At 69.9% G+C, this 13941-nt stretch carries 13 protein-coding genes; all 13 read left to right on the top strand.

The window, feature by feature from the left end; all coding sequences use genetic code 11:
- The first annotated feature begins 223 nt into the window (after positions 1-223).
- The 13 genes from hpnC to ACIHFB_RS15535 all read left to right on the top strand — a co-directional run bounded on the left by hpnC (position 224) and on the right by ACIHFB_RS15535 (position 13935).
- Positions 224-1126, top strand: a complete 903-nt coding sequence (hpnC, locus tag ACIHFB_RS15595) for a squalene synthase HpnC (RefSeq protein WP_365286195.1) — start codon at positions 224-226, stop codon at positions 1124-1126.
- Entirely contained in the window at positions 1123-2070 is a 948-nt protein-coding gene (gene hpnD / locus ACIHFB_RS15590) for a presqualene diphosphate synthase HpnD (protein ID WP_400127044.1), read from the top strand. The genes hpnC and hpnD overlap by 4 nt, the downstream gene beginning before the upstream one ends.
- Positions 2070-2210: a DUF6380 family protein gene (locus ACIHFB_RS15585; protein ID WP_400127043.1), complete on the top strand. Its 141-nt coding sequence runs from the start codon at positions 2070-2072 to the stop codon at positions 2208-2210. The genes hpnD and ACIHFB_RS15585 overlap by 1 nt, the downstream gene beginning before the upstream one ends.
- Complete coding sequence (gene hpnE / locus ACIHFB_RS15580; protein ID WP_400127042.1) at positions 2207-3640, top strand: hydroxysqualene dehydroxylase HpnE; 1434 nt, start codon at positions 2207-2209, stop codon at positions 3638-3640. Before ACIHFB_RS15585 ends, hpnE begins: the two co-directional genes overlap by 4 nt.
- The gene (locus ACIHFB_RS15575) at positions 3640-4767 is read left to right on the top strand and encodes a polyprenyl synthetase family protein (protein WP_400127041.1); all 1128 of its coding nucleotides are present in this window, start codon (positions 3640-3642) and stop codon (positions 4765-4767) included. Before hpnE ends, ACIHFB_RS15575 begins: the two co-directional genes overlap by 1 nt.
- A 116-nt stretch (positions 4768-4883) precedes the next feature.
- On the top strand, positions 4884-6875 hold the full coding sequence (shc, locus tag ACIHFB_RS15570) for a squalene--hopene cyclase (RefSeq protein WP_400127040.1): 1992 nt from the start codon (positions 4884-4886) through the stop codon (positions 6873-6875).
- Positions 6875-7516: a 1-hydroxy-2-methyl-2-butenyl 4-diphosphate reductase gene (locus ACIHFB_RS15565; protein ID WP_365286183.1), complete on the top strand. Its 642-nt coding sequence runs from the start codon at positions 6875-6877 to the stop codon at positions 7514-7516. The genes shc and ACIHFB_RS15565 overlap by 1 nt, the downstream gene beginning before the upstream one ends.
- A 5-nt stretch (positions 7517-7521) precedes the next feature.
- Positions 7522-8544, top strand: coding sequence for an adenosyl-hopene transferase HpnH (gene hpnH / locus ACIHFB_RS15560; RefSeq protein ID WP_365286181.1), 1023 nt, complete (start codon positions 7522-7524; stop codon positions 8542-8544).
- A 4-nt stretch (positions 8545-8548) separates the two neighbouring features.
- Positions 8549-9706: a flavodoxin-dependent (E)-4-hydroxy-3-methylbut-2-enyl-diphosphate synthase gene (gene ispG / locus ACIHFB_RS15555; protein WP_365286179.1), complete on the top strand. Its 1158-nt coding sequence runs from the start codon at positions 8549-8551 to the stop codon at positions 9704-9706.
- 29 nt (positions 9707-9735) lie between these two features.
- Positions 9736-11664 carry a 1-deoxy-D-xylulose-5-phosphate synthase gene (gene dxs / locus ACIHFB_RS15550; protein ID WP_365286177.1) on the top strand — a complete coding sequence of 643 codons (1929 nt, stop codon included), beginning with the start codon at positions 9736-9738 and terminating at the stop codon, positions 11662-11664.
- Positions 11661-13046 (top strand): aspartate aminotransferase family protein, encoded by a 1386-nt coding sequence (locus ACIHFB_RS15545; RefSeq protein WP_365286175.1) that lies wholly within the window; start codon positions 11661-11663, stop codon positions 13044-13046. Before dxs ends, ACIHFB_RS15545 begins: the two co-directional genes overlap by 4 nt.
- 98 nt (positions 13047-13144) lie before the next feature.
- Positions 13145-13816, top strand: a complete 672-nt coding sequence (locus tag ACIHFB_RS15540) for an XRE family transcriptional regulator (protein WP_365286173.1) — start codon at positions 13145-13147, stop codon at positions 13814-13816.
- Positions 13813-13935, top strand: a complete 123-nt coding sequence (locus ACIHFB_RS15535; RefSeq protein ID WP_365286171.1) for a DUF6126 family protein — start codon at positions 13813-13815, stop codon at positions 13933-13935. Before ACIHFB_RS15540 ends, ACIHFB_RS15535 begins: the two co-directional genes overlap by 4 nt.
- Positions 13936-13941: the final 6 nt, after the last annotated feature.

Here is a 13941-nt window from a genome sequence, read left to right as displayed (position 1 = left end):
CATGTTGCGTTGTACAACGTAAGCTGTACCGGTCCCGATAAGCGGCAAGTGGGGCGATAATGCGCGACGCCCCATACCAGGCCAGCCGCGCGGACAGCCGGGCGGCGTGTCCGAAATAGTGCGTATTGGGTCGGCAGTGTAGAACGGGAGATGTGACGGCAATGGCTACGGAAACTCCCCAGGTCGACGCAGCGTGTGCCGTCCCCGCCCCGGGTAGTCGACGGTGACGGGAACCGGCACCGCGCCGACCGGCGATCCGGAGCGCGGCACGCTCGAGAAGGCCGCGGACGAGAACTTCCCCGTGGCCCCGTTCTTCCTGCCCAGGGCCTGGCGCGCCGATCTCATGGCGGTGTACGGATTCGCCCGCCTGGTCGATGACATCGGCGACGGCGACCTCGCCCCCGGCGGCGCCGACGCCCGTTTGCTCGGCGTGTCGGCCGAGGAGGCCGAGGACCGTCTTCTGCTGCTGGACGCCTTCGAGGCCGACCTTCACCGCGTGTTCGATTCGACTCCGCGCCATCCGATCCTGCGCCGCCTCCAGCCGACCGTGCGGCGCCGCTCGCTGACCCCGGAGCCCTTTCTCGGTCTGATCGCCGCCAACCGCCAGGACCAGCTCGTCAAGCGCTACGAGACCTACGACGACCTCCTTGCGTACTGCGAACTGTCCGCCAATCCCGTCGGCCGCCTGGTCCTCGCCGTCACCGGCACCGAGACCCCCGAGCGTGTCCGGCGCTCCGACGCGATCTGCACGGCCCTCCAGATCGTCGAGCACCTCCAGGACGTCGCCGAGGACCTCGGCCGCGACCGTATCTATCTGCCCGCCACGGACATGAAGCGCTTTCATGTCCAGGAGGCGGATCTCGCCGCGAAAATCGCGGGCGCATCGGTGCGCGCACTGGTTGCATACGAAGCACAACGCGCCCGCGATCTCCTGAATGAAGGCGCCCCCTTGGTGGGTAGCGTCCACGGCAGGTTGAAGCTGCTGCTCGCAGGGTTCGTGGCGGGGGGAAGGGCGGCAATCCGTGCGATTGCCGCCGCCGAATACGACGTACTTCCCGGCCCGCCCAAGCCCGGCAAGCTCCAGTTGCTGCGTGAGGTGGGCGTGACCCTGCGAGGAGAGGGGTGATCCGGACCGTGGACTCATCGCCACACGCGTCCGCACCGGTACTCGCCGCCTACAGCTACTGCGAGGCAGTCACCGGACAGCAGGCACGTAACTTCGCGTACGGCATCAGACTGCTGCCGACGCACAAGCGGCGCGCGATGTCGGCGCTGTACGCGTTCTCGCGCCGTGTCGACGACATCGGCGACGGCGTGCTGGCACCCGACGTCAAGATCGCCAGACTGGAGGACACCCGGGCGCTGCTCACCCGGATCCGTGAGGACGCGGTCGACGAGGACGACACCGACCCCGTGGCCGTCGCCCTGACCCATGCGGCCGAGCAGTTCCCGATTCCGCTGGACGGGCTGGACGAGCTCATCGACGGCGTGCTGATGGACGTACGCGGTGAGACCTATGAGACCTGGGACGACCTGAAGGTCTACTGCCGCTGTGTGGCGGGTGCCATCGGGCGGCTCTCGCTGGGTGTGTTCGGTACGGAGCAAGGGGCGCGTGGCGCCGAGCGCGCGCCGGAGTATGCCGACACGCTGGGGCTCGCGCTTCAGCTCACCAACATCCTGCGGGACGTCCGTGAGGACGCCGAGGGCGGGCGCACCTACCTGCCCGCCGACGACCTGGCCAAGTTCGGCTGCTCGGCCGGGTTCAACGGGCCGAAACCGCCGGAGGGCGCCGACTTCGCGGGTCTTGTGCACTTCGAAGTGCGCCGGGCCCGCGCCCTTTTCGCCGAGGGCTACCGGCTGCTCCCGATGCTCGACCGACGCAGCGGCGCCTGTGTCGCCGCCATGGCCGGCATCTACCGGCGTCTGCTCGACCGCATCGAGCGCGATCCGGAGGCGGTGCTGCGCGGTCGGGTCTCGCTGCCCGGCCGGGAGAAGGCGTACGTCGCCGTGCGTGGTCTGTCCGGGCTGGATGCCCGGCATGTGAACCGGACCGTCAGGAGGCGCGCCTGATGGACAAAACGGTCCAAGGTGATGCCACCGGAGAAAAGTGGCGGGCAACCCTCCGGGGCCGGGTGGCGTCCCTGACTGCAATGGTCTGCCGTGCACCGTTCAAGTACCGCGGCGGCCACGCAGGGGGGAGTGCACGATGACCGACGGCTCGCGGACGGACCTGGGCGCCTCGGAGACACACCGAACAGCACAGCCCGGTCGGGACGCCGTCGTGGTCGGCGGCGGGCTCGCCGGCATCACCGCCGCGCTCGCGCTCGCCGACGCCGGAGTGCGCGTCACCCTGATCGAAGGCCGGCCGCGCCTGGGCGGGCTCGCCTTCTCCTTCCAACGCGGCGAGTTGACGGTCGACAACGGCCAGCATGTGTATCTGCGCTGCTGCACCGCCTACCGCTGGTTCCTCGACCGCATCGAGGGGGCGGCGCTGGCGCCGTTGCAGGATCGTCTCGACGTGCCTGTACTCGACGTCGCCAAACCCGAGGGACGGCGGCTCGGCAGGCTGCGGCGCGACGCGCTGCCCGTGCCCCTGCATCTGGGGCGCAGCCTGGCCACGTACCCGCATCTCTCGCTCGCCGAACGCGCCAAGGTCGGACGTGCCGCGCTCGCGCTCAAGGGGCTCGACCTCGCCGATCCGACGCTGGACACACAGGACTTCGGCAGCTGGCTGACCGCGCACGGTCAGTCGGCGCGTGCCATCGAGGCTCTGTGGGACCTGGTCGGGGTCGCCACTCTCAACGCGGTCGCGGGCGATGCCTCCCTGGGGCTCGCCGCGATGGTGTTCAAGACCGGTCTGCTGTCCGACCCGGGCGCGGCCGACATCGGCTGGGCGCGCGTCCCGCTCGGGGAACTGCATGACCGGCTGGCCCGCAAGGCGCTCGACTCCGCGGGCGTGCGTACCGAAGTCCGTACACGAGTCACCTCCATCTCTACTGACGACAACGGACGTTGGAGCGTTCAGGTTCCCGGCGAAACACTCGGGGCGGACGCCGTCGTCCTCGCCGTACCGCAGCGCGAGGCGCACGACCTGCTGCCCGCCGGAGCCCTCGACGCCCCGGAACGACTGCTGGAGATCGACACCGCGCCGATCCTCAACGTGCATGTCGTGTACGACCGGAAGGTGCTCGGCAAACCCTTCTTCGCGGCCCTCGGCACCCCGGTGCAGTGGGTCTTCGACCGGACCGATGCCTCCGGGCTGAAGGACGGCCAGTACCTGGCGCTGTCGCAGTCGGCGGCGCAGGACGAGATCGACGCACCGGTCGCCGAACTGCGCGAGCGGTATCTGCCCGAGCTGGAACGGCTGTTGCCCGGCACTCGCGGCGCAGAGGTGAAGGACTTCTTCGTGACCAGGGAGCGCACGGCCACGTTCGCTCCCGCCCCAGGCGTCGGGCGGCTGCGGCCCGGCGCCCGTACCAAGGCCCCCGGCCTCTGTCTGGCCGGAGCGTGGACCGCCACAGGGTGGCCCGCGACCATGGAGAGTGCGGTCCGCAGTGGCGTGAGTGCGGCGGACGTCGCGCTGAGCGCCCTGGGCCGGCCCCGCCCCCGCCACCTCTTCGAAGTCCAGGAGGCGGCCTGATGCTCGATGAGCGCGCGGCAGGTCCCCGCACCCCCGGTACCGCAACAAGAGGAGAGACTGTGCCCACTGTGCCCCCGGCCCCGAAGGCTGCCGACGCGGTGGAGGTGATCGCGCTCCTGGAGCGCGGCCGGACCCTGGCCACACCGGTACTGCGGGCGGCCATCGACCGCCTGGCCCCTCCCATGGACACCGTTTCCGCCTACCACTTCGGCTGGATCGACGCGGCGGGCAACCCCGCGGACGGCGACGGCGGCAAGGCCGTACGCCCCGCCCTCGCCGTACTGTCCGCCGAGGTCACCGGCGCCGCCCCCGAGACCGGCATTCCCGGAGCGGTCGCCGTCGAGCTGGTCCACAACTTCTCGCTGCTGCACGACGACCTGATGGACGGCGACGAACAGCGCCGGCACCGCGACACCGTCTGGAAGGTGCACGGCCCCGCCCAGGCGATCCTGGTCGGCGACGCCCTGTTCGCCCTCGCCAACGAGATCCTGCTGGAACTCGGCACCGTCGAGGCGGGCCGCGCCACCCGCAGGCTCACCACCGCGACCCGTGCGCTGATCGACGGCCAGGCGCAGGACATCTCCTACGAGCACCGCGACCGCGTCAGCGTCGAGGAGTGCCTGGAGATGGAGGGCAACAAGACCGGCGCCCTGCTCGCCTGCGCCAGCTCCATCGGCGCGGTGCTCGGCGGCGCGGACGACCGCACCGCCGACACCCTGGAGAAGTACGGCTACCACCTGGGCCTCGCCTTCCAGGCCGTCGACGACCTGCTCGGCATCTGGGGCGACCCGGAGGCCACCGGCAAGCAGACCTGGAGCGATCTGCGCCAGCGCAAGAAGTCCCTGCCGGTCGTGGCCGCGCTCGCGGCGGGCGGCGCCGCCTCCGAGCGGCTCGGCGAGATCCTCGCCGCCGACGCCAAGAGCAGCGACTTCGCCAACTTCTCCGAGGAGGAGTTCGCGGCCCGCGCCGCCCTGATCGAGAAGGCGGGCGGCCGCGAGTGGACCGCCGAGGAGGCGCGCCGCCAGCACACCGTCGCCATCGAAGCCCTCGACGCCATCGACATGCCTGACCAGGTGCGGGACCGGTTCGCGGCGCTCGCCGACTTCGTCGTCGTACGAAAGAGATGATCACTATCGGTCGAATAGCCCTCGCGTAGTCGCCGGCCGGTGCTACGGACGCACGAGCACCGGCCGACGGCGGACCCACAGCAGCACGACTTGAACGACTGCACGAAGGGGAAGCCATGACAGCGACGACCGACGGAAGCACCGGGGCCCTGCCGCCCCGCGCTGCCTCGGCCAGGGAAACACTCATCACCACCCCCGTGACGGCCGGGGTGCACGAGGCCGCCGTACACGCCATCGGTCAGGCCACCGGCTTCCTGCTCTCCCGGCAGGACGCCGAGGGCTGGTGGAAGGGCGACCTCGAGACGAACGTCACGATGGACGCCGAGGACCTGCTCCTCCGCCAGTTCCTGGGCATCCAGGACGAGACCACCACGCGCGCCGCCGCCCTGTTCATCCGCGGCGAGCAGCGCGAGGACGGCACCTGGGCCACGTTCTACGGCGGACCCGGCGAACTCTCCACCACCATCGAGGCGTACGTCGCCCTGCGCCTGGCCGGCGATGCGCCGGACGCGCCGCACATGGCGCGGGCCTCCGCCTGGATCCGCGACCGGGGCGGCATCGCGGCCGCCCGGGTGTTCACCCGGATCTGGCTGGCGCTGTTCGGCTGGTGGAAGTGGGAGGACCTGCCCGAACTCCCGCCGGAACTCATCTACTTCCCGAAGTGGTTCCCCCTCAACATCTACGACTTCGGGTGCTGGGCACGGCAGACCATCGTCCCGCTGACGATCGTCTCCGCGAAGCGTCCGGTGCGGCCCGCGCCCTTCCCGCTCGACGAGCTGCACATCGACGCACGCAACCCGAACCCGGCCAAGCCGCTGTCTCCCGCGGCGAGTTGGGACGGTGTCTTCGAGCGGCTCGACAAGGCGCTGCACCAGTACCGCAGGTTCGCTCCGCGCGGGCTGCGCAGGGCCGCGATGAACTCCGCCGGCCGCTGGATCATCGAGCGACAGGAGAACGACGGCTGCTGGGGCGGCATCCAGCCGCCGGCCGTCTACTCGGTCATCGCGCTGTATCTGCTCGGCTACGACCTCGAACACCCGGTGATGCGCGAGGGGCTGGCGTCGCTGGACCGTTTCGCCATCTGGCGCGAGGACGGGTCCCGGATGATCGAGGCCTGTCAGTCCCCGGTCTGGGACACCTGCCTCGCGGCCATCGCGCTCGCCGACGCCGGGGTCCCCGCCGACCATCCGCAGCTGGTGAAGGCCGCCGACTGGATGCTCGGCGAGCAGATCGTGCGGCCCGGCGACTGGTCGGTGCGCAAACCCCAACTGCCGCCCGGCGGCTGGGCGTTCGAGTTCCACAACGACAACTACCCCGACATCGACGACACCGCCGAGGTCGTCCTCGCGCTGCGCCGCGTCAGGCACCACGACCCGGAGCGGGTGGAGAAGGCGATCGGACGCGGGGTGCGCTGGAACCTCGGGATGCAGTCCAAGAACGGCGCCTGGGGGGCCTTCGACGTCGACAACACCAGCAAGTTCCCCAACCGGCTGCCGTTCTGCGACTTCGGCGAGGTCATCGACCCGCCGTCCGCGGACGTCACCGCGCACGTGGTGGAGATGCTGGCGGTCGAGGGCTACAGCCACGATCCGCGCACCCGGCGCGGCATCGAGTGGCTGCTCGCCGAACAGGAGCCGGACGGCTCGTGGTTCGGGCGCTGGGGCGTCAACTACATCTACGGCACCGGATCGGTGGTGCCCGCCCTCACCGCCGCCGGACTCCCCGGGTCGCATCCGGCGATCCGCCGGGCCGTGGCCTGGCTGGAGTCCGTACAGAACGACGACGGCGGCTGGGGGGAGGACCTGCGCTCGTACCACGAGGTGAGGAAGTGGAGTGGCAAGGGCGCCTCCACCGCCTCACAGACGGCCTGGGCCCTGCTGGCCCTGCTCGCGGCCGGTGAGAAGGAATCCAAGGCCGTCGAGCGCGCGGTCGAGTGGCTCGCCGGCACCCAGCTGGCGGACGGCTCCTGGGACGAGCCGTACTTCACGGGGACCGGTTTCCCGTGGGACTTCTCGATCAACTACCACCTCTACCGACAGGTCTTCCCGCTCACGGCGCTCGGCCGGTACGTCCACGGAGACCCCTTCGCCAAGGAACAGGAGGGCTGATGAGCGCCCAGCCCGCCGCCGTTCCGCTGCTGATCGCCTGTGCGCTCGGCATCGAGCACCTCGCCCTGCGCCTGAGCGAGCGCGGTGGTGCGGGCGGCCCGGTCACCGTCCTGCGTACGGGGATGGGGCCCAAGGCGGCCGAGCGCTCCGTCACCAGGGTCCTGGCCGACCCGGCGCTCGACGGGGCCGCCGTGCTGGCCACCGGCTTCTGTGCCGGGCTCGCGCCCGGTATGCACCCCGGCGATCTGGTGGTCGCCGAGGAGACCAGGGATCCGGGTGGAACCATTCCGTGCGTCGGGACCGACCTACTCGTCAAAGAGCTGGTACGGGCCGCGCCCGGGCGCACCGTCCACACCGGCCCGCTCACCGGCTCCGATCATGTCGTCCGCGGTCAGGAACGGTCCGATCTCCTCGCGACCGGCGCGATCGCGGTCGACATGGAGTCCGCGGCCACGCTCCTGAGCGCCGTACGCACGGGCCCACGCCCGGTTGCGGCCGTCCGGGTGGTCGTGGACGCTCCAGAACATGAACTCGTCCGGATCGGCACATTGCGCGGTGGAATATCTGCCTTCCGCGTATTGCGTTCCGTTCTTCCAGCTTTCTATGAATGGCACCGTTCTTTGCTGCTCCCCAGGAGGTGAGCCAGATGGCCATGCCGCTGCGCCAGTCCATCAAGGTTGCTACGTACTTGGCTGAACAAAAGCTCCGCAGGCGGGACAAGTTTCCGCTCATTGTCGAGCTGGAACCGCTCTACGCCTGCAATCTCAAGTGCGAGGGCTGCGGCAAGATCCAGCACCCGGCGGGCGTGCTCAAGCAGCGCATGCCGGTCGCCCAGGCCGTGGGAGCGGTGCTCGAGTCCGGCGCTCCGATGGTGTCGATCGCCGGCGGGGAGCCCCTGATGCACCCCAAGATCGATGAGATCGTGCGCCAGCTGGTGGCGAAGAAGAAGTACGTCTTCCTGTGCACCAACGCGCTGCTGATGCGCAAGAAGATGGACAAGTTCACGCCCTCGCCGTACTTCGCCTTCGCGGTGCACATCGACGGGCTGCGCGAGCGGCACGACGAGTCCGTGGCCAAGGAGGGTGTGTTCGACGAGGCCGTGGAGGCGATCAAGGAGGCCAAGAAGCGCGGCTTCCGGGTCACCACCAACTCCACCTTCTTCAACACCGACACCCCGCAGACCATCATCGAGGTGCTCAACTTCCTCAACGACGACCTCAAGGTCGACGAGATGATGATCTCGCCCGCCTACGCCTACGAGAAGGCGCCCGACCAGGAGCACTTCCTGGGCGTGGAACAGACCCGCGAGCTGTTCAAGAAGGCCTTCTCGGGCGGCAACCGGCGCAGGTGGCGGCTCAACCACTCCCCGCTCTTCCTGGACTTCCTGGAGGGCAAGGTCGACTTCCCGTGCACCGCGTGGGCGATCCCGAACTACTCGCTCTTCGGCTGGCAGCGCCCCTGCTACCTGATGAGCGACGGGTACGTGACCACCTACCGGGAGCTGATCGAGGACACCGACTGGGACAAGTACGGCCGTGGCAAGGACCCGCGCTGCGCCAACTGCATGGCGCACTGCGGCTACGAGCCGACGGCGGTCATGGCCACCATGGGCTCCCTCAAGGAGTCCCTGCGTGCCATGCGGGAGACCGTCGCCGGAAACCGGGACTGACGTCATGACCGCCATCTCCTTGGGCGTCCCCGAGGTACCGGTCCGGCCGATCGCAGAGCGCCGTGTCTCACGGCAGATCCAGGTCGGGCCGGTGGCGGTCGGGGGCGGGGCCCCGGTGTCGGTGCAGTCGATGACGACGACGCGTACGTCGGACATCGGCGCCACCTTGCAGCAGATCGCGGAACTCACCGCGTCCGGCTGCCAGATCGTCCGCGTCGCCTGCCCCACGCAGGACGACGCGGACGCCCTCGCCACGATCGCCCGCAAGTCGCAGATCCCGGTGATCGCGGACATCCACTTCCAGCCGAAGTACGTGTTCGCCGCGATCGAGGCCGGCTGTGCGGCCGTACGCGTCAATCCCGGCAACATCAAGCAGTTCGACGACAAGGTGAAGGAGATCGCGCGGGCCGCGAAGGACCACGGCACGCCGATCCGGATCGGGGTCAACGCGGGCTCGCTGGACCGGCGGCTGCTCCAGAAGTACGGCAAGGCGACCCCGGAAGCCCTGGTGGAGAGCGCGTTGTGGGAGGCGTCGCTCTTCGAGGAGCACGGCTTCCGGGACATCAAGATCTCGGTGAAGCACAACGACCCCGTCGTGATGGTCCACGCCTACCAGCAGCTGGCCGAACAGTCCGACTACCCGCTGCACTTGGGTGTGACCGAGGCGGGTCCAGCCTTCCAGGGGACCATCAAGTCGGCGGTGGCCTTCGGGGCGCTGCTGTCGCGGGGGATCGGCGACACCATCCGGGTGTCGCTGTCCGCCCCGCCCGCCGAGGAGGTCAAGGTCGGCATCCAGATCCTGGAGTCCCTGAACCTCAGGCAGCGGCGGCTGGAGATCGTGTCGTGCCCGTCCTGCGGGCGCGCCCAGGTCGATGTCTACAAGCTCGCCGACGAGGTCACGGCCGGTCTGGAGGGCATGGAAGTGCCCCTGCGGGTGGCCGTGATGGGGTGTGTGGTCAACGGTCCCGGTGAGGCGCGGGAGGCGGACCTGGGGGTCGCCTCCGGCAACGGCAAGGGGCAGATCTTCGTCAAGGGCGAGGTCATCAAGACCGTGCCCGAGTCGAAGATCGTGGAGACCCTCATTGAAGAGGCGATGAAGATCGCCGAGCAGATGGAGCAGGACGGCGTCGCGTCGGGGGAGCCGGCCGTCACCGTGAGCTGAACAGCACGGACCGAAGGGGGCCCGCGAACGTGACGATTCTGGAGAACATCCGGGGACCACGCGACCTGAAGGCGCTGTCCGAGGCGCAACTCGGCGAACTGTCCGACGAAATCAGGGAGTTCCTGGTGCACGCCGTGGCCAGGACCGGTGGTCATCTCGGGCCCAATCTGGGGGTGGTGGAACTCTCCGTCGCCCTGCACCGGGTCTTCGAGTCGCCGGTCGACCGCATCGTCTGGGACACCGGCCATCAGAGCTACGTACACAAAATGTTGACAGGGCGTCAGGATTTCTCGAAGCTCCGCGGCAAGGGGGGCCTGTCCGGCTACCCGTCGCGGGAGGAGTCCGAGCACGACATCGTCGAGAACAGCCATGCCTCCACGGCACTGGGCTGGGCCGACGGGCTCGCCAAGGCCCGCCAGGTGCAGGGCGAGAAGGGACATGTCGTCGCGGTGATCGGCGACGGCGCGCTCACCGGCGGCATGGCCTGGGAGGCGCTGAACAACATCGCGGCCGCCAAGAACAGGCCGCTGATCATCGTCATCAACGACAACGAACGCTCGTACGCCCCCACCATCGGCGGCCTTGCCAACCACCTCGCCACCCTGCGCACCACCGACAGCTACGAACAGGTCCTGGCCTGGGGCAAGGACGTCCTTCAGCGCACGCCCGTCGTCGGCAACACCGTCTACGAGGCGCTGCACGGCGCGAAGAAGGGCTTCAAGGACGCGTTCGCGCCGCAGGGCCTGTTCGAGGACCTGGGGCTCAAGTACGTCGGCCCGATCGACGGACACGACATCGGTGCCGTCGAGTCCGCGCTCCGGCGTGCGAAACGCTTCCACGGACCGGTGCTGGTGCACTGCCTCACCGAGAAGGGGCGCGGCTACGAACCCGCCCTCGCGCACGAGGAGGACCACTTCCACACCGTGGGGGTGATGGACCCGCTGACCTGCGAGCCGCTCGCGCCGTCCAACGGACCGTCCTGGACCTCGGTGTTCGGCGAGGAGATCGTCAAGATCGGGGAGGAGCGGGAGGACGTCGTGGCGATCACGGCGGCCATGCTGCACCCGGTCGGGCTCGGCAAGTTCGCCGCACGGTTCCCGGACCGGGTGTGGGACGTCGGTATCGCCGAGCAGCACGCGGCCGTATCGGCGGCGGGGCTCGCGACCGGCGGACTGCACCCCGTCGTCGCCGTCTACGCCACCTTCCTCAACCGCGCCTTCGACCAGCTCCTGATGGACGTCGCCCTGCACCGCTGCGGAGTGACCTTCGTCCTGGACCGGGCCGGCGTGACAGGTGTCGACGGCGCCTCCCACAACGGCATGTGGGACATGTCGATCCTCCAGGTCGTGCCGGGCCTCAGGATCGCCGCGCCGCGCGACGCCGACCAACTGCGGGCCCAGCTGCGCGAGGCGGTCGCGGTGGACGACGCGCCGACCCTGGTGCGGTTCCCGAAGGAGTCGGTGGGGCCGTGCGTCCCGGCGGTCGACCGGGTGGGCGGCATCGACGTACTGCACCGCGACGACGCACCGGAGGTCCTGCTGGTCGCCGTCGGCGTGATGGCGCCCGTCTGCCTCCAGGCCGCCGAACTGCTCGAGGCCCGCGGCATCGGCTGCACCGTCGTCGACCCGCGCTGGGTCAAGCCCGTCGACCCGGAGCTCCCGGGCCTCGCCGCCGGGCACCGTCTGGTGGCCGTCGTCGAGGACAACAGCCGGGCGTCCGGGGTCGGCGCCGCGGTCGCCCTGGCGCTCGGTGACGCCGACGTCGATGTGCCCCTACGGCGCTTCGGCATCCCGGAGCAGTTCCTCGCGCACGCCAAGCGCGGCGAGGTGCTCGCCGACATCGGCCTCACCCCCGTCGAGGTCGCCGGACGGATCAGCGCGAGTCTGGCCGTCCAAGAGCAGGCCAAGGAGCCGGTCGACGTACCGGTGCACAGGCCGGTCAAGGAGAAACCCGAATGACCACGGAGTTCGACCTCGGCGCCCTGCTGGCCGAGCGCGGAGCCGAGCGCTACGAGCTGCACACCAAGTACCTCAATCACCAGCTCCCGCGCATGCTGCACACCATCGGCTTCGACAAGGTCTACGAGCGGGCCGAGGGCGCGTACGTCTGGGACGCGGACGGCGACGACTACCTGGACATGCTCGCCGGGTTCGGGGTGATGGGCCTGGGCCGCCATCACCCCGTCGTCCGCAAGGCACTGCACGACGTGCTCGACGCCCAGCTCGCGGACCTCACCCGCTTCGACTGCCAGCCGCTGCCCGGGCTGCTGGCCGAGCGGCTGCTCGTCCACAGTCCGCATCTGGACCGGGTGTTCTTCGGCAACAGCGGCACCGAGGCGGTCGAGACCGCGCTGAAGTTCGCCCGCCGTGCCACCGGCAAGGCCCGCGTCCTGTACTGCGACCACGCCTTCCACGGCCTGACCACCGGCTCCCTCTCCGTCAACGGCGAGGACGGCTTCCGCGACGGCTTCGCCCCGCTGCTGCCCGACACGGCCGTACCGCTCGGTGATCTCGACGCCCTGGCAAGGGAGTTGAAGAAGGGTGACGTCGCCGCCCTGATCGTCGAGCCGATCCAGGGCAAGGGCGTGCTGGAGACCCCTCCCGGCTATCTGCGCGCCGCCCAGGAGCTGCTGCACAAGCACAAGGCGCTGCTGATCGTGGACGAGGTGCAGACCGGGCTCGGCCGGACCGGGGACTTCTACGCCTACCAGCACGACGACGGCGTCGAACCCGACCTGGTCTGTGTGGCCAAGGCGCTCTCCGGCGGCTATGTGCCGGTGGGCGCCACGCTCGGCAAGGACTGGATCTTCAAGAAGGTCTACTCGTCGATCGACCGCGTGCTGGTCCATTCGGCGAGCTTCGGATCCAACGCCCAGGCCATGGCGGCGGGCCTGGCCGTCCTGTCGGTCATGGAGAACGAGCAGCTCGTCGCGAACGCCCGCGCCACCGGTGAGCTGCTCAAGTCCCGCCTCGCGGCACTGGTCGACAAGTACGAGCTGCTGGCCGATGTCCGCGGCCGGGGCCTGATGATCGGCATCGAGTTCGGCAAGCCCGCCTCGCTGAAGCTGCGCAGCCGCTGGACCATGCTCCAGGCGGCCCGCAAGGGCCTGTTCGCGCAGATGGTGGTCGTCCCGTTGCTCCAGCGGCACCGGATCCTCACCCAGGTCTCCGGTGACCACCTGGAGGTGATCAAGCTGATCCCGCCGCTGGTCGTGGGCGAGCGGGAGGTGGACCGGTTTGTCGAGGCCTTCACGGCCGTGATGGACGACGCCCACAGCGGGGGCGGTCTGATGTGGGACTTCGGGAAGACGCTGGTGAAGCAGGCGGTGGCGAACCGGTAGGAGACGGTGGCTCTTGTCTCTGCGGTCCCTGTCCGTCCGGTTCTTGTCTCTGAGGCAAAAGATTTGTCTCAGAGACAAGATTCCGGCTGAATGGGGGCATGAGCTCTCCCGAAGCCGAGCCCGAGCCCGAGTCCGCGCCGGCAGCCGGGCCGCCCGAGGACCCGCCGGCCGCGCAGGCGCCCGCTGTGGACCTGCCCGCCGTGGCGCCGCAGCTCCGTGCCCTGCGCCGCCGCGCCGCCCTCACCCTGGAGGTCGCGGCCCGCGCCGCCGGACTGTCGCCCGCCCACCTGTCCCGCCTGGAGACCGGGCAGCGCCAGCCTTCGCTGCCGATGCTGCTCGCCCTTGCCCGCATCTACGGTACGACCGTCTCGGAGCTGCTCGGCGAGACCGTCGCCGACCGGGACGCCGTCGTACGCGCCGCGGACATGGAACCGACCGCGGCCGGCGGCTGGACGTACCGTCAGGCCGGGGCGCCGGGCCGCGGTATGCAGGCCCTGCGCCTGCATGTGCCGTACGGCTCCCAGGGCGACATCGTGCGCGTGCACCCCGGCGAGGAGTGGCTGTACGTGCTCGAGGGGCGGCTACGGCTGCGCCTCGGCGACACCACGCATGTGCTCGCCCCCGGCGACAGTGCGCACTTCGACTCGCTGACCCCGCATCGCATCGCCGCCGAGGACCGCGGCGGGCTGGAGCTCCTGTTCGTCCACACCCTGTTGCAGAGCCCCACGGCCACGCTGTGCCTGGGCCCCACCCCTGGAGTCATGCCATGAGGGACATGGAGGAGAAGTTCCCGCGCGCCCTGTGGGTGCGCCTGATCATCTACATCGCGGTGGGCCACGTCTTCGCCGCCTTCATCTTCCTGCTCTTCGAGCTGGGGGCGAAGCAGTAGCGTCAC

Source organism: Streptomyces sp. NPDC051963, from assembly GCF_044593495.1.
Lineage (GTDB): Bacteria > Actinomycetota > Actinomycetes > Streptomycetales > Streptomycetaceae > Streptomyces.
Note: the sequence above shows the minus strand (reverse complement) of the source record. Positions and strands in the feature narration are given on the sequence as shown.

Bases quoted from the DNA above. Each gene is read 5' to 3' on its own strand.
- ACIHFB_RS15585 (WP_400127043.1), top strand. From the start codon at position 2,070: ATGGACAAAACGGTCCAAGGTGATGCCACCGGAGAAAAGTGGCGGGCA.
- hpnE (WP_400127042.1), top strand. From the start codon at position 2,207: ATGACCGACGGCTCGCGGACGGACCTGGGCGCCTCGGAGACACACCGA.
- ACIHFB_RS15575 (WP_400127041.1), top strand. From the start codon at position 3,640: ATGCTCGATGAGCGCGCGGCAGGTCCCCGCACCCCCGGTACCGCAACA.
- shc (WP_400127040.1), top strand. From the start codon at position 4,884: ATGACAGCGACGACCGACGGAAGCACCGGGGCCCTGCCGCCCCGCGCT.
- ACIHFB_RS15565 (WP_365286183.1), top strand. From the start codon at position 6,875: ATGAGCGCCCAGCCCGCCGCCGTTCCGCTGCTGATCGCCTGTGCGCTC.
- hpnH (WP_365286181.1), top strand. From the start codon at position 7,522: ATGGCCATGCCGCTGCGCCAGTCCATCAAGGTTGCTACGTACTTGGCT.
- ispG (WP_365286179.1), top strand. From the start codon at position 8,549: ATGACCGCCATCTCCTTGGGCGTCCCCGAGGTACCGGTCCGGCCGATC.
- ACIHFB_RS15545 (WP_365286175.1), top strand. From the start codon at position 11,661: ATGACCACGGAGTTCGACCTCGGCGCCCTGCTGGCCGAGCGCGGAGCC.
- ACIHFB_RS15540 (WP_365286173.1), top strand. From the start codon at position 13,145: ATGAGCTCTCCCGAAGCCGAGCCCGAGCCCGAGTCCGCGCCGGCAGCC.
- ACIHFB_RS15535 (WP_365286171.1), top strand. From the start codon at position 13,813: ATGAGGGACATGGAGGAGAAGTTCCCGCGCGCCCTGTGGGTGCGCCTG.